Genomic DNA, 19,021 nt, shown 5'->3' on the forward strand with positions numbered 1-19,021 from the left:
GCCCGATCGCTGGCGACGGGGGATGCACCAGCGATCGGGCTGCGGCCAAGAGTAGCAAGGCCGTCAGCACGGCGGGAGTCAACTGCTGAACGACGCCACGGAGTTGTGATCGGAGTCACGTCATCCGCGGTCGTCGCCGGGCGGTCGTGGTCATGTGCGGTCGTTGCCGAACACGGCCGTCGTCAGCTGCCGCACGGCGGGGCGTACGAGAGGTGGGGGAGGTACTCGCGCCATTTCTCCGGTGTCAGGACGCCCCGCGTGGTGGCGCAGATGCGGCGGATCGCCGGGTCGGGGTCCAGGCTCCACAGCCGGACGGTGCCGGCGCCGCTCGACACCCCGAGCAGCCGGCTCGTGGGGCTGAACGCCAGGAAACTGCCGGTCTTGGCGTTGGGGCTGGCCGCCTGGCCGATGGGGGTGGCCCGGGACGGGAGCGTGACGTTCCAGAAGTGGACCGAGTTGTCGTCGCCGCCGCTCGCCAGGGTCCGGCCGCTCGGACTGAACGTCAGCGACACGACCGCTTCGGTGTGGCCGGTGAGCGGTGGGCCCAGCGGCGTCGCCCGGCGGGGGTCGGTGACGTTCCACAGCCGGACCGTGTCGTCGTCGCCGCCGCTGGCCAGCGTACGGCCGTCGGGACTGTAGACGAGCGCGTTGACGGGGCCGAGGTGCCCCCGGAGCGGGGCGCCGGACGGGGCGGCGTGGCGCGGGTCGGACACGTCCCACAGCCGTATCGTGCCGTCCGCGCTGCCGCTGGCGAGCGTATGGCCGTGCGGGCTGAAGACGAGCGAGTTGATGAAGCCCTTGTGGCCGGTGAGGGGCTTGCCGGCCGGAACCACGTGGGAGGGGTCGCTGACGTTCCACAACTGGACGGTGCGGTCGTCATAGGCGGTGGCCATGGTGCGGCCGTCGGGACTGTAGGCCAGTGAGTCGGGGCCCGCGAAGCGGGTGTGCAGGGTGAGCGGCGGTCCCGCGGGGACCGGGCGGGCCGGGTCGGTGACGTTCCACAGGTACACCACCCGGTGCCCGGTCCGTACGACGAGGGTGCGGCCGTCGGGGGAGAACGCCATCGAACGGTGGTACCCGTCCGCGCGCATGAACGGCCTGCTCAGGGGCGTGGGCCGGCCGGGATGCTGCACGTTCCACAGCCGGACCCTCCCGTCGCGGGCGGCCGTGGCGAGCACCCGCCCGTCCGGGCGGAACGTCCCGTTGCGGCCGATCATGTCCGAAGCCGGTATCGACCACAGGCGGACCTTGCTGTCGCCGCTGCCGGTGGCGAGGGTCCGGCCGTCGGGGCTGAAGCCGAGGGCGTACATCTCGCCGCTGCTGCCCGCGAGCGGCTCGCCGACCCGCGACGGGTACGCCGGATCACTGACGTTCCACAGGCTCGCGGTGCTGTCCGCGCTGGCGGCGGCGAGCATCCCGCCGCCGGGGCTGAAGGCCACCGACCAGATGGGACCGGTGTGGCCGGTGAGCGGCGAGCCGATCGCTTCCGCGTGCGCCGGGTCGGACACGTCCCACAGCCGGATGGTGTCGTCCGCGCTGCCGCTGGCGAGGGTGCGGCCGTCCGGACTGAAGGCCACCGAGTGGACGATGTCCGTGTGCCCGCGGAGCACCCTGCCGACCGGCTTCGGGTGCCGCGGATCGGACACGCCCCACAGCCGGATGGTGTCGTCGTCGCTGCCCGCCGCGAGCTTCCGGCCGTCGGGACTGAACGCGACGGAGCGTACGGGGGCGGTGTGGCCGGTCAGCTTGGCGAGCGCCTTCGGGCGGCCCGGGTCGGACACGTCCCACAGGCGGACGGTGCGGTCCTCGCCGACGGAGGCCAGGGTGCGCCCGTCCGGGGCGAAGGCGGCCAGGTAGATCGTGCCCTGGTGGCCGGCCAGTGCGGCGAGCGCCTTCGGGTGCCCCGGGTCGGTCACGTCCCACAGCCGGATCGTGCCGTCGTCGCCGGCGCTGGCGAGGGTGTGCCCGTCCGGGGCGAAGACCGCGCTGCTCACCCAACTCGTGTGGCCGGTGAGGGGCTTGCCGAGCGGCTCGGGGCGGCCCCGGTCGTGCACGTCCCACAGCCGGACGGTCCGGTCGTAGCCGGCGGTGGCCAGGGTCCGCCCGTCGGGGCTGAACGAGGTGAGGTAGACGGCCCCGGTGTGGCCGCGGAGCGGGGTGGCCAGCGGGGCGTTCATGATCGAGATCAGCCGGTTGTTCGCGCCCTGGTCGTCCGGCCGCAGGCGGTGCGCCACCAGGCCGAGTTGGGCCGACAGGGACGGATCCGTGTACTGGGCGCGGTCGGCCTCGGTGAGCACCTGCTGGAACACCGAGTCGTCCCGCTGCTGCCACGCCACCACTGCCGCCCCGACGGCCAGCATCGCCAGCACGACCACGGCCGCCACCGCACCACGGCTGAGCAGCACCGTGCGCCGGCGCAGCCGCACCGAGGCGGCCAGGAACTCCACCGCACTGCGGGTCAGAAAGGTGTCACCGGCGGATTCCGCCCAGTTGCGGGCCTGTTCCAGACGCGACCCCCGGTAGAGGAGGGACGTATCGCGGTTCGAGCCCTCCCACGCCCGGCCGTCCTCCTCCAGGCGCTGGCGCAGCAGATTGCCGTTCCGGTCCTCGTCGATCCAGTCACGCAGCCGGGGCCAGGCGTGCAGCAGCGCCTCATGGGTGATCTCCACGGCCTCCGCGTCGAGCGTCACCAACCGGGCGTGCACCAGCGCTTCGAGCGATTCCTCCGTCTTGTGCGGGTCGGTGGACTCGTCCGCCAGTTGGCGCCGCGTCCCCCGCCTACGGGTGGCCTGGGTGTCCTCGCCCAGCCGGACCAGCCTGAGCAGGAGCAGCCGCGCGGCCGTGCGTGCCGTCGGGTCGAGACCGGACCAGGCCCGCTCGGCGGTCGCCGCCACCGCGCCCTGGATGCCGCCCGCCGCGCGGTAGCCGGCCAGCGTCAGCCGTCCCGCCTTCCGCCGCTGCCAGGTGGCGAGCAGGGCGTGCGAGAGCAGCGGCAGCACGCCCGCGTCGTGCGCCCCGTCGGGACCGTCGGCGCTCACCTCGCGAACGATCAGTTCCGCCAGCCCCGGCTCCAGCTCCAGCCCCACGGCCTTGGCCGGACCGGTCACCGCCTCCCGCAGCTCCGCGCTGGTCAACGGCCCGAGCACCATGTGCCGGTGCTGCAACGCATCGGCCAGTTCGGGATATCCCAGACATTTCTCATAGAAGTCGGCGCGTATGCCGATGATGACGAGCACGGGGGCCGGACCGCCCGACCCGGCACCGGCAGGGGTGCACGCGGCGTGCAGGAGGTGGATGAACGTCCGCCTGGCCGCCTCGTCGGAGCAGAGGGTGAACGCCTCCTCGAACTGGTCCACCATCACGACCGGCCGCGCACCGTCCGCCACCCCGCGACCCGCCCCCCAACGCTCGAAGGCCTCCCGCACGGCCTGAGCAAAGCGCGGGGTACCGGGCTCCGGCGGGGTGGGGGCTTGGGAGGAATGGGGGGAGCGGGGGGTATCGGGCTCCGCCGGGGTGGGAATGCGAGGGAAGGGGGGCGTATCGGGCTCGGGCTCCGTAACCGTGGTCTCCCCAACGGTCGTGGTCTCCCCAACAGCCGTGGTCTCCCCAACAGCTGCGGTCTCCCCAACAGTCGTGGTCTCCGCAACAGCCGTGGTCTCCCCGGCAGTAGTGGTCGCCCCGGCCCCCGGGGAGACGACGGCGGCGAGCTCGGGAATCCGGCGGGTCAGCTCCCCGACCGGATCGCTCCCCGGCACGAGTTGCACCACCTCCCGCGCCCCATCATTCCCCTCACCCCCAGCGCCGCTCCGCAAAGCGGGCACCAACCCGGCATTCAGCAACGACGACTTTCCGGCCCCCGATGCGCCCACGAGCATGACCAACCCGCCCGTCCGCTCCGCCGCGCGGAGCTGGGCGACGAGGGCCTCCGTGCTCCGCTGCCGGCCGAAGAACCACCGGGCGTCCTGGGGACGGTACGAAGCCAGGCCGCGGTACGGGCACACACCGGGGACGGGCGCGGCGTCGTCCGCGGGACGTTCCTCCTCCTGCGCGGACGCCGCGGCGCGGTCGCCGACCGCCCGCTCCCACAGCCGCTGCCACTGAGCCAGGTCGTACAGGCCCGTCGACACCGGCACCGGCCGCGACCGCCGGGCCTGGGGGATCAGGACGTGCAGCACCGCTGCGAGCGCGGCGAACTGCGCGGGCACGTTCTTGGCCCGCCGCCAGTCGCTGATCCGCTGGACGGACACCCGCACCGGCCGCCCGCGTTCGTCGACCCGCTGCAGCCGGACGACCGCCTCGGCCACCTTCTTGAGGGGAGGGTTGCCGGCCTCCTTGTACAGCAGCGCGAGCCGCTCGGCGAAGGCTGAGCGTGCCCCTGAGTCGGAACTCAAGGTCTCCACTCCTTACTTCCCCCGCACCTGGACATCCGGACATCCGGACCGGAAAACTCACCTTAGCTGGCTGACCTGTGCTTTAGCCCCCGCCCCGACTCCGGAACCTCCTCGTCGGGACCCACGACTGGCAGTATCACGCACCAGCGGCGAGCAACCGGGCCCGGCCCGGCCGGACCACCGCCCAGTACTCGGAGTGCTGCGCGAACCACCAGGTCCTCGGACGGCTCCCACTCCTCGGCGAGACAACTCCCGACGCCCGTCCCCGGCCACCGCCCACCGGAATCACCACCCGGTGGTGCCGGCCGGGAACAACGTCCGGGACACCTCAGCCCGAGGACCTTGAGGGTCCGAGGAGCTCGCGAGGAGCTGAGGAGCCGGCCCGACTCGGCCCGGACTGCCGCCGCGTCGACCACGGTCCGGCCCTACCCGGATCCGCGCCGGTACGGGGGGCGCGGATCCCCGCCGCCCGCGCTGTTCGGCACCGGTCCCCACGAGGGGAGGGACCGGCGCCGAATGGCGCGGCGTTGTTTTCGGCGGAGGTTGTCCGGTCCGGCCGGGCGAGCAGGGGCAATGCGGTCGGCCCTCTTGCTGGGGCGCTGTCCGTCCCAACGGGGCCTGCCGGGACGGCCGTCCGAAGCCCTGACGCCGGCACGGGCCGGGGCGGTCCTGATAGCCGCTCAGCACACGTCCATGCCGCTTATTTCGTGCCGGCGTTGCGCACCGGAGCCCGCGCCTCGGGAAGCAACCCGACTCCGCCTCCACCAACGTCCGACGAGGCTTCTGCCTGGCGCTCGACAAGGCCGAGGGGTCAACGCCTCGGAATGGGCGCAGCGTGAGCTACGTCACAGCAGCTTTGTCTCACTGCTGTTCGCTGTTGGGCAGTGGTGTCCCGCTCCAAGAGATCTCCGGAGCACTGGTTACGCAGTGGGTCACGCACAAACGCAGACGGACCACATACCAAAATTGGTATGTGGTCCGACCTGTGTTCCTTCAGTCGGGGTGGCGGGATTTGAACCCACGACCTCTTCGTCCCGAACGAAGCGCGCTGCCAAGCTGCGCTACACCCCGAAGCAACGAGCTCTACTTTAGCGGACCGATCCCCGTAGGCGAAATCCGGTTCCCGGGGAGCCGTGGGGAGGGCCTGACCTGGTCGATCGCGATGGTGATCACGGGGAGCAGGCAGCTCGCCAGGGCGATGGTGAGGGTCGTGGGGAGGGTGGTGGTGACGTTGACGGGGTGGGTGCCGGGCGGCGTGGGGAAGGCGAGAGCGATGGCGAGGTAGAGGAGGGGGTACGCCGGCCACTGCCAGGCGTGGCAAGGGCGGAAGCCGCGGGGAGTGGTGAGCAGGAGCCAGTCGGCGAGGGCGGCGAACGGGGTGAGCGTGGCGAGGAGGAGGGGGGCGAGGGAGTGGGCGGGCGTGCCGGGGGTGGGGCGGGGGAGGGCGAAGGCGGTTGTGGGGGTGGCGGGGAGGGCGTGGTGGAGGACGGCGGCGAGGGTGAGGAAGGAGAGGGTGGCGCCGGTGAGGCCGGGGCTCAGGGGGTGGCGGCCGGTCCAGGCGCGGTGTGCCGAGGCGGCGGAGACCAGGGCGGCGGCGATGTTGGCCTGCACGGTGAAGGAGGCGAGCAGGCGGGCGGCGTCGGGGGTGGCGACGGCCTCCAGGACCAGACCGGTCAGGGCGGCCACGGTGATCAGGAGGCGGTAGGCGGCGGCCAGGGGGTGGCGGGTCGCGGGGGCGACGGCTGCGGCGGGGGTCCGGGCGGCGGCGCCGGCCGGGCCGGTGGCGTGGCGCGTGGACTGCGAGGTCCGGTTGGGGTCGGACATTCCTCCACGTTAGGGGAGGGGAACTGCGGGGAGGAGAGAGGCCCTCCGGGCGGTTGCCGACTCGTAGGGAGGGCTGGCTCTCGGCGGTTCGTCCCACCTGGGGGAAGCTGTTGGGATTGGGGGAGATCCTCGCGATCTGGGGAGGCCTCGGGACCTGGCGGCGGCCTCGGGACCTGGCGGAGGCCTCGGGACGGTCCGGTTCGCCCCGCTCAGAGGGAGGCGGGCGCCTTCCCTCAGCCGTCCCCCGTGGACCTACGGCCGCCCGGTTCATCCGGACCGGCTGCCCCGGACCACGGGACCTGCCGCCCCGGGCCGCCGTACCAGCGGCCCTAGATCAGCCCTACGTCTCAGTCGCGGGCCGTGAGGGTGAGGAGGGTCGCTTCCGGGGGGCAGGCGAAGCGGACCGGGGTGTAGCGGTTGGTGCCGCAGCCGGCGGAGACGTGGAGGTAGGAGGTGCGGCCGGCGGCGGTGTGGGTGGAGAGGCCCTTCACGCGGTCGGTGTCGATGTCGCAGTTGGTGACGAGCGCCCCGTAGAAGGGGATGCAGAGCTGGCCGCCATGGGTGTGGCCGGCCAGGATCAGCGGGTAGCCGTCGGCGGCGAAGGCGTCCAGGGAGCGCAGGTACGGGGCGTGGACCACGGCGAGGGAGAGATCGGCACCCGATTCGGGGCCGCCGGCCACCTCCGCGTACCGGTCGCGCTTGATGTGCGGGTCGTCCAGACCGGTCAGGGCGATCTCGACGCCCTCCAGCTTGAGGCGGCCGCGGGTGTTGGACAGGCCCACCCAGCCGGCCGCGTCGAAGGCGTCGCGCAGTTCTTCCCACGGGTTGTGGACGGCGCCCACGACGGGGGCGTTGCCGTTGAGGCCGTGGCGTCCCTGGACCCGCTCGAGCAGGTAGCGGGCCGGGTTGCGGAGCCTGGGGCCGTAGTAGTCGTTCGAGCCGAAGACGTAGGCGCCGGGGAACTCCATCAGCGGGCCGAGCGCGTCCAGGGTCTCCGGGACGCCCTCGGGGTCCGAGAGGTTGTCACCCGTGTTGATGACGAAGTCGGGGCGCAGCCCGGCCAGCGACTGCAGCCAGCGCTGCTTCTTGCGCTGCCCGCTGACCATGTGGATGTCCGACACCTGTAGGACGCGCAACGGGCGCATTCCGCGCGGCAGTACGGGGACGGTGACCCGCCTCAGGCGGAAGGAGCGGACTTCGTAGCCGGCGGCGTAGGCGAGGCCGGCCGCGCCGACTGCGGTCAGGGTCAGGGGTACTCCGTATCGCGCGCGCATGGCTCCCATCGTTGCAGAGTGCCGAGGGGTCGGTACACCGGAGGGGCGCGGCGGGCGCCGACGGCCCCGGCGCGTACGGGTCGGACCCGGTCGGCCGCGGGCTCGTGGTGGGCGCGGGGAAAAGGCGCGGCGGTTGTCGGTGGGTGAGGGCATACTCGACGGCATGACCACGCTCAAGTCCAAGCTGCAGGACGACCTCACCGAAGCGATCAAGGCGCGCGATGAGCTGCGTTCCTCCACCCTTCGTCTCACGCTGACCGCGATCCAGAAGGAGGAGGTCGCGGGCACGGAGGCGCGCCAGCTGTCCGACGGCGAGGTCGAAAAGATCATCGCGCGGGAGGCGAAGAAGCGCCGGGAGGCCGCGGAGGCGTTCGAGCAGGGCGGCCGGAGCGAGTCGGCCGCGCGGGAGCGCGCCGAGGGCGAGCTGCTCGCCGACTACCTCCCCAAGCAGCTGACCGACGAGGAGCTGGAGTCGCTGGTCGCGGAGGCGGTGGCGGAGGCCAAGGGCAGCGGCGCCGAGGGGCCGAGGGCGATGGGCGCGGTCATGAAGATCGTCAACCCGAAGGTGGCCGGGCGCGCCGAGGGCGGCCGGGTGGCCGCGATGGTGAAGAAGCTGCTGGCCGGTTGAGCGTTCCCGGACGGTAGCCCGGCCGGCTGAGCGTCTCCGAAGGAAGCCCCGCCGGCTGGGCGTCCGCGAAACGGAATCCTCCTGGCCGGCTGGGCGTCGGCGCGGATACGGAACTCCTGGCCGGCTGAGCGTCCGCCGAGACGGAAGTCCCTGGACGGCCTGTTCCTCCGCTCGGCGATACGGAAGTCCCGGCCGGCCTGTTCCTCCGCCTGGGGATACGGAAGTCCTGGGCACCTGCGGGTGACAGACGAGGGGCCGCCCCAGCTGGTGCTGGGGCGGCCCCTCGCATGTCACCCGGACTCGGGACTCAGGACTCAGGACTCGGGAGGCGGGACCCGGGACTCAGGAGGCGGGCGCCAACCGGGCCGCTACCACCCGCCGTTGCCGCCGCCCAGGATGTCGGGCCAGCCGGGGAGGTGCCAGCCGCCGCCGGGCTTGTTGTCGCCGCCGTGGCCGCGGCCGGGCTTCGGCTTGCCGGGGCCCTTGTCGTCGCCCGGTTCCTTGTCCTTGTCCTTGGCGGGGTCGGCGATCGGGACGGTGGGCAGGGCGGGCGCGGGGCGGCCGGCCAGGGCGCCGGTCATCGCGTCGCGCCAGATGGGGCCGGGGGTGTCGGCGCCGTAGACCTTGTCGTGGGGCACGCCGCCGATGGTGATGTTGTACATCTTGCGCTGGTGCCGGGGGTCACCCACCCAGACGGCGCCGGCCGCGTTCGGGGTGTAGCCGACGAACCAGGCGGCGTAGCGGCTGTCGGTGGTGCCGGTCTTGCCCGCGCTGTCGCGGCCCTTGAGGCCGGCCTCCTTGCCGGTGCCGTCCTCGACGACGCCCTTGAGGAGGGTGTTGATCGTGTCCGCGGTCTTCTTGGACATCGCCGTACGGCAGCTGGTCCGCGGGACCTTCAGGGCCCGGCCGCGGGCGTCGGTGATCGACTCGATGGCGACCGGCGAGCAGTACTCACCGCCGTTGGCGAAGGTGGCGTAACCGGCTGCCATGGTCAGCGGAGACATCTCCTGCACGCCGAGCGTCATCGACGGAACTTGCTGCAAGGGCTTGCCGTCGGCCCGCTCGATGCCCATCTTCTGCGCCATCTTGACCGCGGGGCAGATGCCGATGTCGCTGATCAGCTGCACGAAGTAGGTGTTGACCGACTTCGCGGTCGCCTCCTTCATGGCGTACGGGCCGACCTCCTTGCGGTTCTCGTTCTGCGTCACGTCGGAGGAGGTGCCGTGCCACTCGCCGCCACAGGTCTGCACCGGGCTCGGGTACGGCATCCGGTACGGCGAGGGGTATTCCTGCTCGGGGCTGGTGCCCTGCTCCAGGGCGGCCGCCGCGATCACCGGCTTGAACGTCGATCCGGGCTGGTAGCCGGCGCCGCCGCCCATGTGGTGGTCGACCGAGAGGTTGAGCATGGTCTGGTTCCCGCGGAAGCCGTACGGCCGGGACTGGCCCATGCCGAGGATCTTGCCGGTGCCCGGCTCCACGATGGTCGCGGCGGTGGCGACCTGGTCGTCCTCGTAGACGTGCTTGGCGATGGAGGCCTGGATCGACTTCTGGGTCTGCCGGTCGAGGGTGGTGCGGATGGTCAGGCCGCCCTGGTCCCAGCGCTTCAGACGGGCCTTGCGGGTCTTGCCGAAAGTTCTGTCGCTGAGAAAGACCTTGCGGATGTAGTCGCAAAAGAAGCCGGCGCCGTCGGTGGCGGTGATGCAGCCGTTCTTGGGCCGGCTGATCGCCAGCTTGATCGGCTTCTTGGCGGCCGCGTCGGCCTGCTCCTGGGTGATGTCCTTCAGGTCGGCCATCCGCTGCAGCACGGTGTTGCGCCGCCGGGTGGACTCCTGCGGGTTGTTGACCGGGTCGTAGCGGCTCGGCGACTGGACGATGCCGGCCAGCAGCGCCGATTCCTCCAGGTTGAGGTCCTTGGCGTGCTTGCTGAAGTACCGCTGGGCGGCCGCCTCGATGCCGTACGCCTGCTCACCGAAGAAGGTGATGTTCAGGTAGTTCTGCAGGATCTTGCGCTTGCCGAGTTCCTTCTCGACCTGGATCGCGTACTTGAGCTCCTTGACCTTGCGGCCGATCGTCTGCTGGGTGGCCTGCGCGACCTTGTCCGGGTCGTCGCCGGCCTCCTCGACGAAGACGTTCTTCACGTACTGCTGGGTCAGCGTCGACGCGCCCTGGGAGACGCCGCCGGACTGGGCGTTCTTGTTGAGCGCCCGCAGGATGCCCTTCACGTCGATGGCGCCGTGCTGGTAGAACCGCGCGTCCTCGATGGCGACGATCGCCTGCTGGATGTACGGCGACATCTTCTTGAGGCTCACGACCGTGCGGTCACGGGAGTAGACCTTGGCGATCTCGTCGCCGTCCGAGTCCAGGATCCTGGTCCGCTGGCTGAGCGGTGGCGTGGTGAGGTTCGCCGGGATCTCGTCGAAGCCCTCGACCGAACCTTTGGCGGCGAGGCCCAGCGCCCCGGCCGCCGGCAGCGCGAGACCGGCGAGCACCGCCCCGGCCAGGACGCTGACACCGAGGAACCTGGCGGTCCGCTGCGTCGTGGACAGGCCTCCGCCATCGCGCTTCTTTGCCATGGGGGGCAGCCTAATCCGTTGCCACATACGTACGGACGGAGCGGGGTGGCCCGGGGTCGTTCGCACACCGGGTTGTGACCTCGGCGGCGGTCCGGCCGTGACCTCTGTGATCCCGGTGACGTCTGTGCCCGTACGGGCGTGCTCTCCGGGGCAGGCGCGAGACGATCTCCGTATCCGGCCGGATGTGATCTTGGTGCTCGGCCGGATCCAGTCCGTCGGTGGCCGGTCTACGGTTGGTCGACGGCCGTACCGGCGCGGTCGCGTCGCCCGTGAGGTGCCGAGGTTCTCATTCGCCGGACAGGGGTGCACCTGTTCGCTTAGCCTGTACTCAGCTGCCACAGCCGAATGGTTACGCCTCGGTTCGTCAACCCCTACCTCTCGCGGACCGCGCCCCCACGTGTCCGTGCCTGACGACCAAAACCCCGTGTCAGCGCGGTGACCTGTCCCGCCTTGCGCGCAATGTGAGGTATGCCGCACGGTCACTCCGTTGGGTGATCTGCCGCGTACGCATAGTCCGTTCGGGCCATTCAAGATTGGGCCCGAAGGGGGTGTTGCGCCCTGTCCGCCTTCCGTAACGTCCTCAACTGGCAACGGTGAATATGCCGTTTGCCGCCGTGGGGGAGCCTCGATTCGGGAGAGGACGGCGCCAGCATGAGCTGGGTAACCGACTGGAGTGCACAGGCAGCCTGCCGCACTACCGATCCGGACGAACTGTTCGTTCAGGGTGCGGCGCAGAATCGCGCCAAGGCGGTGTGCACCGGATGTCCGGTGCGTACGGAATGTCTGGCCGACGCCCTGGACAACCGGGTGGAATTCGGCGTGTGGGGCGGAATGACCGAGCGGGAGCGGAGGGCGCTGCTGCGTCGCCGCCCGACCGTGACGTCATGGCGTCGTCTCTTGGAGACGGCGCGCACGGAATACGAGCGCAGCACCGGCATTCTGCCGGTGGACTGTGAGGACGAGACGTTCGACGAGTACGCCGCGGTCGGGTAGCCGGACGGCCGGGAGGCAACCGGCCGACGGAACAGGGCTGGTGGGGCGCCGTACCGGGCGTGCCCGGCACGTTCGACGAGACCCGGCGGACGATGTCCGGCGTATGCGATGTCCGGTGTATGCGGTGTGTCCGTCGTGGGTGGTTCGGCCGGTGGTTTCAGCCGTCGGTTCGGTCGGCGGGTTCAGTCGTCGGTGTCGCGGTCCGTCGTGGTGTCGTCCAGCGCCAGGCGGTCGCCGATGGCGCGCAGGCCCGCGAGGTCGTGGACGTCGCCGGGCAGCGCGGCGACCTCCGTCACCGGGACCTCGGGATGGAGCGCGGTGAAGCGGTCCCGGGTGCGCCGTTCGCGCGCGAGGACCTGCATACGTTCCGCGTGCAAGCGAAGCAGCCCGGCGGCCAGTTGAGCCGCCGAGGCAGAGGTGGGTGCTGCCGGGTCCGCCGCGGCAGCGGGGGAGAGGCCGCCGACGGTACCGACTGCATCCTTCCCGGCGTCTAGATCCACAATGCCGGTTGGTTCAAGATTATTTTCGGTGTGGACGCCGGTGGCGACGTCGTCGGTGCCGTCGTCCTCCGGGAGGCCCTCGCCCAGGGTCTCCGCGGCGGCCAGGGCCCGCTCGGCGCTGAGTTGGGCGGCGCCGCTGCCGTGCACCCGGTTGAGGACCAGGCCGGCCAGCGGCATCTGCTCGGCGGCCAGCCGCTCGACGAAGTACGCCGCCTCGCGCAGCGCGTCCCGCTCCGGCGCGGCGACCACGAGGAACGCCGTGCCGGGGGCCTGCAGCAGGCGGTAGGTGGCGTCGGCGCGGGTACGGAAGCCGCCGAACATGGTGTCCATGGCGGCCACGAACGTCTGGACGTCGCGCAGGAGTTGACCGCCCATGAGCTTGCTGAGTGTGCCGGTCATCATCGACATGCCGACATTCAGGAACTTCATGCCGGCCCGGCCGCCGACCTTCGCGGGCGCCATCAGGACCCGGATGAACTTGCCGTCCAGGAAGGAGCCGAGGCGTTTGGGCGCGTCCAGGAAGTCCAGCGCGGAGCGGCTCGGGGGCGTGTCGACGACGATCAGGTCCCACTCGTCGTTCGCCCGGAGCTGGCCCAGCTTCTCCATGGCCATGTACTCCTGCGTACCGGCGAAACCGGCCGACAGGGATTGATAGAAGGGGTTCTCCAGGATCGCGCGGGCCCGGTCGGCGTCCGCATGGCCCTCGACGATCTCGTCGAAGGTGCGCTTCATGTCCAGCATCATCGCGTGCAGTTCGCCGCCCGCGGCCTCGTCCACGCCCTTGACCCGGCGGGGGACGTTGTCGAGCTCGGAGATGCCCATCGACTGCGCCAGCCGCCGGGCCGGGTCGATGGTCAGCACCACGACCTTGCGGCCGCGCTCGGCGGCCCGCACGCCGAGTGCGGCGGCGGTGGTGGTCTTGCCGACGCCGCCGGAGCCGCAGCACACGACGATGCGGGTGCGCGGGTCGTCGAGGAGTGTGTCGACCTCCAGCCGCGGGGCCGAGGCGTCCAGCGTCGTGTCGTCCGAGGTCATATGGGCCCCTGTTTCCGCAGGTCTCTGGCCAGTTGGTACAGCCCGGCGAGGTCCACGCCCTCGGGGAGCAGCGCCAACTCGTAGGTGGGCAGGCCGATCGCGGTCAGTTCGGCGTACTCGGCGCGCTCCAGCTCGACCCGCTCGGCGTGCTCGCGGGCCTGCTCCAGCAGGGGGTCGATCAACCGGTCGGCGAGCCCGCCGCGGCGGGCCCCGCCCAGCCCGGCCTGCGAGAGCGCCTTGGCGACGCCGGCCCGCGCCCCACGGGCCGTGAGGAGATCGAGATCGCCGTTGTCCAGCAGCGCGGGACGGGTCATGTTGATCACGATGCCGCCTACGGGGAGGCCGGCGGCGCGTAGTTCGGCGACGCCGTCCGCGGTCTCCTGGACGGGCATCTCCTCCAGGAGCGTGACCAGATGGACCGCGGTCTCCGGTGACTTCAGGACCCGCATCACGGCCTGCGCCTGATTGTGGATCGGGCCGATCTTCGCGAGACCGGCCACCTCGTCGTTGACGTTCAGGAAGCGGGTGATGCGGCCGGTCGGCGGGGCGTCCATCACCACCGCGTCGTAGACGAACCTGCCCTGCTTGTCCTTGCGGCGGACCGCCTCGCACGCCTTGCCGGTCAGCAGGACGTCCCGCAGGCCCGGGGCGATGGTCGTGGCGAAGTCGATCGCGCCGAGCTTCTTCAGGGCCCGGCCCGCGCTGCCGAGCTTGTAGAACATCTGGAGGTAGTCCAGAAGGGCGCGTTCGGCATCGATGGCCAGGGCGTGGACCTCGCCGCCACCGGGTCCCACCGCGATCTTGCGTTCCTCGTAGGGAAGCGCCTCGGTCTCGAACAGCTGGGCAATGCCCTGCCGGCCCTCGACCTCGACCAGGAGGGTACGGCGCCCCTCGGTGGCCAGGGCGAGGGCGAGGGCAGCGGCGACCGTGGTCTTGCCGGTGCCGCCCTTGCCGCTGACGACATGGAGCCTGCTCACGCAAAGGAGCCTAACCAGTCCGCGTCGCGGCTACGCACGGGATACGCCTGGGAAGACCCGGAGATCCGCCCGGCCCGGGCCCGGAGGCGGCTCAGGGATGTCCCTTAGGGGACGGTCCGGCCCAGGCCCGGGCGGCCGGCGGTGGACGGCGTCCGCCGCCGCACTGGACAGGCATTACGCTCGGCCCATGACCAAGTGGGAATACTCGACCGTGCCGCTGCTGGTACACGCGACGAAGCAGATTCTGGACACCTGGGGCGAGGACGGCTGGGAACTGGTCCAGGTCGTGCCGGGCCCGAACAACCCCGAACAGTTGGTGGCCTACATGAAGCGGGAGAAGCAGGAGTACAAGGCGTGAGCGCGGCGGAGGACAAGATCGCGGAGCTCGGCCTGAAACTGCCGGACGTCGTGCCGCCGCTGGCCGTCTACCAGCCCGCGGTGCGCTCCGGCTCGTACGTCTTCAGCTCCGGCCAGCTGCCCATGGTGGGCGGCGCGCTGCCGGTGACCGGCAAGGTGGGCGCCGAGGTCGGCCCGGAGCAGGCCAAGGAGCTCGCCGCGACCTGTGCGCTCAACGCGCTGGCCGCCGTGAAGTCCGTCATCGGTGACCTGGACAAGATCCGGCGCGTGGTGAAGGTGGTCGGCTTCGTGGCCTCCGCGCCGGACTTCACCGGCCAGCCGGGCGTCCTCAACGGCGCCAGCGAGCTGCTCGGCGAGATCCTCGGCGACAAGGGCGTGCACGCCCGCTCCGCGGTCGGTGTGGCGGTGCTGCCGCTCGACGCGCCCGTCGAGGTCGAGATCCAGGTCGAGGTCGCCGACCAGGCGTAGGCGTCCCGACGAGCGCCGGCAGGCGCCAGGGGCCGGACGGCGCCCACGGGGCCACGTGAGTGGCGTCCGTGGGCGTCCTTGTCGGTGCTGGCGGGTCCTGGCCGGCCGGAGCCGTCGCCGGCTGCGGCCCGGCGGAAAAGGACCCCTCGAACATCCGCGCGTGAGCGCATAGCATCCGGCCATGTCGTCCACGACGAATGGCCAGTGGTACCCACCGGAGTGGCCGGGCCGCATCCGGGCGCTCGCGAACGGCGAGCTCACCCCTGCCGAGCCCCGCCGGGCCGCGACCGTCCTGCTGCTGCGCGACACCGGAACCGACGGCCCCGCCGTCCACATGCTGCGCAGACGCACCTCCATGGCCTTCGCCGGCGGGGCGTACGCCTATCCGGGTGGTGCGGTCGATCCCCGCGACGAACGCCCGGTGGCCTGGGCCGGTCCGTCGCGCGCCCAGTGGGCGGTCCGTATGGGCGTCGATCCGGCCACCGCCCAGGCCATCGTGTGCGCGGCGGTACGGGAGACGTTCGAGGAGGCGGGCGTGCTGCTCGCCGGGGACTCGGCGGACACGGTCGTCGCGGACACCACGGGCGAGGACTGGGAGGCCGACCGGGCCGCCCTGGTGGCCCACGAGCTGTCCTTCGCCGAGTTCCTGGGCCGCCGTGGCCTGGTCCTGCGCTCCGACCTGCTGGCCGCCTGGGCGCGCTGGATCACCCCGGAGTTCGAGCCCCGGCGCTACGACACGTGGTTCTTCGTCGCCGCATTGCCCGAGGGCCAGCGCACGCTTCCCCAGGGACAGCCGGTCAGCCCCGGGGCGGACGCCGTCGCCGCCGGTGAGGCGGACCTCGCGTTGTGGATCCGGCCGGGGGATGCGGCCGCCGGGTACGACCGCGGCGAGCTGCTGATGATGCCGCCGACGATCGCCACGCTGCGCTCGCTGGAGCCGTACGCCACCGTCGCGGACGCGCTGACCGCCGCGGAGGCGCAGGACCTGACGCCCGTATTGGCGCGGGCGCGCCTGGTGGGCGGCGAGATCGTGCTGAGCTGGCCGGGGCACGACGAGTTCACCAAGCACATCGAGCCGGCGGACGGCACCGGGGAGGGAGCCGCCGAAGGCGGTTCCACCGGGGACGGTGCCGTCACGCACGGGGCCACGGAGGCGGGCGGCGATCCCGACGCCCCCTCAGGGGCCCGCGGGGCCACCGGCGTCCCCGGAACCACCGGGGCACCTGGAGCCACCGGTACCTCGGGAGGGACCCCCACATGACCGACGCCGCCGCTCTCCCGGGCCAGCCCAGGGGCGGAGTGATCTCCGGGCCCGCCACTGCACGGGCGCACTGCGTGCTGGCCCCCAACCCGTCGGCGATGACCCTGGACGGCACCAATACCTGGATCGTCGCCGAGCCGGACTCCGATCTCGCCGTCGTCATCGATCCCGGGCCGCTCGACGAGGACCACCTCCGGACGGTCGTCGGCACCGCCGAACGGGCCGGCAGGCGCATCGCCATGACCCTGCTGACCCACGGTCATCCGGATCACGCCGACGGCGCCGCCCGGTTCGCCGAGCTGACGCGGTCGCCGGTCAGAGCGCTGGACCCGGGGCTGCGCCTCGGAGGCGAAGGGCTCGCCGCGGGGGACGTCATCACCACGGGCGGCCTCGAACTCCGGGTGGTGCCCACCCCGGGGCACACCGCTGATTCGCTGTCCTTCCATCTCCCGGCCGACCGCGCCGTCCTGACCGGTGACACGATCCTGGGCCGCGGCACCACCGTGGTGGCGCACCCCGACGGGCGGCTGGGCGACTATCTCGACTCCCTGCGCCGGCTGCGCTCCCTCACGGTGGACGACGGGGTGGCCACGGTCCTGCCGGGCCACGGGCCGGTGCTGAACGATGCCCAGGGGGTGGTGGAGTTCTATCTGGCGCACCGTGCCCACCGGCTCGCCCAGGTGGAGACCGCGGTCGAGGCCGGCCACCGGACCCCGGCCGAGGTCGTCGCCAGTGTGTACGCCGATGTCGACCGCTCCCTGTGGCCGGCGGCCGAACTGTCCGTGCGGGCGCAGCTGGAGTACCTGGGGGAGCACGGGCTGATCGAGGAGTGACCGGGGGGATCGAGGGCTGATCGAGGAGTATCGGGGGCATCGGGGAGCATCGGGGAGCGGCACCTACGGGCGGGGAGCCTTCGCCCCGTGGACGGCGAGGTATTCGTCCGCCAGCCAGGGGGCCAGGCCGGACAACAGCTCGTCCAGCAGGCGGGGATACGCGGCTGGGGAGCGCGCGGCGCGGGCCGCGGCGCGCATCTGGTCGGCGTGCGCCGGGTAGTAGCGGCCGAAGGCCTCCGCGGACTCGGCCAGGTCGCTGGTCCAGCCGCCCCAGCGGGGCATGACCAGCGTGAATCCGGTGCGTACCAGCCGCCGTGTCACGCTCCGGGTGAGCCGGCTGCGTGCGGCCCCCGTAGTGGCCGCCGCGGCCTTCGTACGCAGACCGGGGAGGTCGCGGAAGAGATCCCCGTTGGTCTCACGGGCGAGGAGCGAGGTGGGGCGGTAACGAGGCAGCCGGGCGGCGAGGTCCGGACCGTCGAGCGGGGTGCACAGACAGGCCACGAACCAGCCCAGGTCGTGCCGCTCCAGGTCGCTCAGCAGCCCGTCGGCGCCGTACAGCAGCAGCCCCGCGCCGTCGATCTCCGGGAACGCGGTGTCCAGCGCCTCCTCGACGGCCCGGGCGGCGGCACGGTCGGCGCCGGTCGGTTCGTCCCGTAGGGCGAGCAGGGCGTCCAGATCGGAGACGCCGGGGACGGCGGTGCCGCGGGGGATGCTGCCGAAGAGGTAGCTGCTGTGCAGGCGGTCGCCGAACTGCTCCGCAATACGGGAGCGCAGGCCCGCCACCACGGGAGCGAACTCCGGAGGCACCCGCTCCAGACAGCCCTCCCGGACGAAGCAGCCGTCGTGGTCCAAACCTCTGCCGGTGCCAGTGCCGGTGCCGGTGCCGGTACGGGGGCCGGTGCCGGTACGGGGGCCGGTGCCGGTCCCGGTCCCGGTCCCGGTCTCCGTTCCGTAGGGCGTCTTGCCGTGCGTCCCGTAGGGCGTCCCGTCGTGCGTCATGGCGTGACTATGGCGAGGGGGTACGGCCGGGGGCGACCGTATTTCACCGGGACGCGGGGCCGTCCACCACGGCGAAGGGCCCCGCCGGAGCGGGGCCCTTCGCCGTAGTGGCAGGTGTGTCAGCGCGAGCGCTTGGCCAGCCGCTCGACGTCCAGCAGGATCACGGCGCGCGCCTCCAGGCGCAGCCAGCCGCGGCCCGCGAAGTCCGCCAGGGCCTTGTTGACCGTCTCACGGGAGGCGCCCACCAGCTGGGCCAGCTCCTCCTGGGTCAGGTCGTGCACGACATGGATGCCTTCCTCGGACTGCACGCCGAAACGGCGCGACAGGTCGAGCAGGGCGCGCGCCACGCGGCCCGGCACGTCCGAGAAGACCAGGTCGGACATCTGGTCGTTGGTCTTGCGCAGTCGGCGGGCGACCGCACGCAGCAGGGCCGTGGCCACCTCGGGGCGGGCATTCAGCCAGGGCTGGAGGTCGCCGTGACCCAGGCCGAGGAGCTTGACCTCGGTGAGGGCGGATGCGGTGGCCGTGCGCGGGCCCGGGTCGAACAGCGAGAGTTCACCGATCAGCTCCCCGGGGCCGAGGACGGCGAGCATGTTCTCCCGCCCGTCGGGGGAGGTGCGGTGCAGCTTCACCTTGCCCTCGGTGACCACGTACAGGCGGTCGCCGGGGTCCCCTTCGTGGAACAGGGCGTCGCCGCGGGCGAGCGTGACCTCTCCCATCGAGGCGCGCAGCTCGGCCGCCTGCTCGTCATCGAGCGCCGCGAAGAGCGGTGCGCGCCGCAGAACGTCGTCCACGAGATCTCTCCTTGTCGACATGCTCCGGGGGACTGTGGTCCCCATCATGCCGGAATGCAAAACAGTGCGATCAATCACAAGTTTGCCGGACCGGTGGCCCGCGCCATAAGGCAG

14 protein-coding genes and 1 tRNA gene are annotated in these 19,021 nt (G+C 72.0%); 6 read left to right on the plus strand and 9 right to left on the minus strand.

Going from position 1 to position 19,021, the window contains the following annotated elements; genetic code table 11:
• Positions 1-182: 182 nt before the first annotated feature.
• The 4 genes from ACFV1J_RS14235 to ACFV1J_RS14250 all read right to left on the minus strand — a co-directional run bounded on the left by ACFV1J_RS14235 (position 183) and on the right by ACFV1J_RS14250 (position 7,489).
• Entirely contained in the window at positions 183-4,391 is a 4,209-nt protein-coding gene (locus ACFV1J_RS14235) for a hypothetical protein (RefSeq protein WP_385857635.1), read from the minus strand.
• Between the two features lie 997 nt (positions 4,392-5,388).
• Positions 5,389-5,462 (minus strand) — tRNA-Pro (locus ACFV1J_RS14240).
• A 12-nt stretch (positions 5,463-5,474) separates the two neighbouring features.
• A complete protein-coding gene (locus ACFV1J_RS14245) occupies positions 5,475-6,215 on the minus strand; it encodes an integral membrane regulator (RefSeq protein ID WP_385857636.1) in 741 nt (246 codons plus the stop codon).
• Between the two features lie 347 nt (positions 6,216-6,562).
• Positions 6,563-7,489, minus strand: coding sequence for a metallophosphoesterase (locus tag ACFV1J_RS14250; RefSeq protein ID WP_385857637.1), 927 nt, complete (start codon positions 7,487-7,489; stop codon positions 6,563-6,565).
• 163 nt (positions 7,490-7,652) lie between these two features.
• Here ACFV1J_RS14250 and ACFV1J_RS14255 point away from each other — a divergent pair, with 163 nt between their 5' ends.
• Positions 7,653-8,117 carry a GatB/YqeY domain-containing protein gene (locus ACFV1J_RS14255; protein WP_385857638.1) on the plus strand — a complete coding sequence of 155 codons (465 nt, stop codon included), beginning with the start codon at positions 7,653-7,655 and terminating at the stop codon, positions 8,115-8,117.
• Between the two features lie 368 nt (positions 8,118-8,485).
• On the opposite strand, the gene ACFV1J_RS14260 is transcribed toward ACFV1J_RS14255, so the two are convergent.
• Entirely contained in the window at positions 8,486-10,690 is a 2,205-nt protein-coding gene (locus ACFV1J_RS14260; RefSeq protein WP_385857640.1) for a transglycosylase domain-containing protein, read from the minus strand.
• Positions 10,691-11,341: 651 nt separating this feature from the next.
• On the opposite strand from ACFV1J_RS14260, the gene ACFV1J_RS14265 reads away from it, so the two are divergent.
• On the plus strand, positions 11,342-11,683 hold the full coding sequence (locus tag ACFV1J_RS14265) for a WhiB family transcriptional regulator (RefSeq protein WP_362699447.1): 342 nt from the start codon (positions 11,342-11,344) through the stop codon (positions 11,681-11,683).
• 182 nt (positions 11,684-11,865) lie between these two features.
• Here ACFV1J_RS14265 and ACFV1J_RS14270 read toward each other — a convergent pair whose 3' ends face one another.
• Together ACFV1J_RS14270 and ACFV1J_RS14275 are read right to left on the minus strand one after the other, a co-directional pair.
• Positions 11,866-13,218 (minus strand): ArsA family ATPase, encoded by a 1,353-nt coding sequence (locus tag ACFV1J_RS14270; RefSeq protein ID WP_385857641.1) that lies wholly within the window; start codon positions 13,216-13,218, stop codon positions 11,866-11,868.
• Positions 13,215-14,195, minus strand: coding sequence for an ArsA family ATPase (locus tag ACFV1J_RS14275; RefSeq protein ID WP_385857642.1), 981 nt, complete (start codon positions 14,193-14,195; stop codon positions 13,215-13,217). Before ACFV1J_RS14275 ends, ACFV1J_RS14270 begins: the two co-directional genes overlap by 4 nt.
• 187 nt (positions 14,196-14,382) lie before the next feature.
• Between ACFV1J_RS14275 and ACFV1J_RS14280 the strand changes: the two genes are divergently transcribed.
• The 4 genes from ACFV1J_RS14280 to ACFV1J_RS14295 all read left to right on the plus strand — a co-directional run bounded on the left by ACFV1J_RS14280 (position 14,383) and on the right by ACFV1J_RS14295 (position 17,114).
• Positions 14,383-14,553: a DUF4177 domain-containing protein gene (locus ACFV1J_RS14280; protein ID WP_261956499.1), complete on the plus strand. Its 171-nt coding sequence runs from the start codon at positions 14,383-14,385 to the stop codon at positions 14,551-14,553.
• Entirely contained in the window at positions 14,550-15,020 is a 471-nt protein-coding gene (locus tag ACFV1J_RS14285; RefSeq protein WP_385857643.1) for a RidA family protein, read from the plus strand. Before ACFV1J_RS14280 ends, ACFV1J_RS14285 begins: the two co-directional genes overlap by 4 nt.
• A gap of 181 nt (positions 15,021-15,201) precedes the next feature.
• The gene (locus tag ACFV1J_RS14290; protein WP_385857644.1) at positions 15,202-16,281 is read left to right on the plus strand and encodes an NUDIX hydrolase; all 1,080 of its coding nucleotides are present in this window, start codon (positions 15,202-15,204) and stop codon (positions 16,279-16,281) included.
• Positions 16,278-17,114, plus strand: a complete 837-nt coding sequence (locus ACFV1J_RS14295) for an MBL fold metallo-hydrolase (protein WP_385857645.1) — start codon at positions 16,278-16,280, stop codon at positions 17,112-17,114. The genes ACFV1J_RS14290 and ACFV1J_RS14295 overlap by 4 nt, the downstream gene beginning before the upstream one ends.
• A gap of 63 nt (positions 17,115-17,177) precedes the next feature.
• On the opposite strand, the gene ACFV1J_RS14300 is transcribed toward ACFV1J_RS14295, so the two are convergent.
• Both ACFV1J_RS14300 and ACFV1J_RS14305 read right to left on the minus strand, forming a co-directional pair.
• Positions 17,178-18,113 carry a nucleotidyltransferase gene (locus ACFV1J_RS14300; protein ID WP_385857646.1) on the minus strand — a complete coding sequence of 312 codons (936 nt, stop codon included), beginning with the start codon at positions 18,111-18,113 and terminating at the stop codon, positions 17,178-17,180.
• Positions 18,114-18,232: 119 nt separating this feature from the next.
• A complete protein-coding gene (locus ACFV1J_RS14305; protein WP_006604164.1) occupies positions 18,233-18,907 on the minus strand; it encodes a Crp/Fnr family transcriptional regulator in 675 nt (224 codons plus the stop codon).
• Between the last annotated feature and the right edge of the window lie 114 nt (positions 18,908-19,021).

Origin of the sequence: Streptomyces sp. NPDC059649 (assembly GCF_042734445.1) — a bacterium.
Classification (GTDB): Bacteria; Actinomycetota; Actinomycetes; order Streptomycetales; family Streptomycetaceae; genus Streptomyces.

Excerpts from the sequence above, each read along its gene's own strand:
- ACFV1J_RS14245 (WP_385857636.1), bottom strand. The coding sequence starts at position 6,215 with ATGTCCGACCCCAACCGGACCTCGCAGTCCACGCGCCACGCCACCGGC.
- ACFV1J_RS14250 (WP_385857637.1), bottom strand. The coding sequence starts at position 7,489 with ATGCGCGCGCGATACGGAGTACCCCTGACCCTGACCGCAGTCGGCGCG.
- ACFV1J_RS14255 (WP_385857638.1), top strand. The coding sequence starts at position 7,653 with ATGACCACGCTCAAGTCCAAGCTGCAGGACGACCTCACCGAAGCGATC.
- ACFV1J_RS14260 (WP_385857640.1), bottom strand. The coding sequence starts at position 10,690 with ATGGCAAAGAAGCGCGATGGCGGAGGCCTGTCCACGACGCAGCGGACC.
- ACFV1J_RS14265 (WP_362699447.1), top strand. The coding sequence starts at position 11,342 with ATGAGCTGGGTAACCGACTGGAGTGCACAGGCAGCCTGCCGCACTACC.
- ACFV1J_RS14270 (WP_385857641.1), bottom strand. The coding sequence starts at position 13,218 with ATGACCTCGGACGACACGACGCTGGACGCCTCGGCCCCGCGGCTGGAG.
- ACFV1J_RS14280 (WP_261956499.1), top strand. The coding sequence starts at position 14,383 with ATGACCAAGTGGGAATACTCGACCGTGCCGCTGCTGGTACACGCGACG.
- ACFV1J_RS14290 (WP_385857644.1), top strand. The coding sequence starts at position 15,202 with ATGTCGTCCACGACGAATGGCCAGTGGTACCCACCGGAGTGGCCGGGC.
- ACFV1J_RS14295 (WP_385857645.1), top strand. The coding sequence starts at position 16,278 with ATGACCGACGCCGCCGCTCTCCCGGGCCAGCCCAGGGGCGGAGTGATC.
- ACFV1J_RS14300 (WP_385857646.1), bottom strand. The coding sequence starts at position 18,113 with ATGACGCACGACGGGACGCCCTACGGGACGCACGGCAAGACGCCCTAC.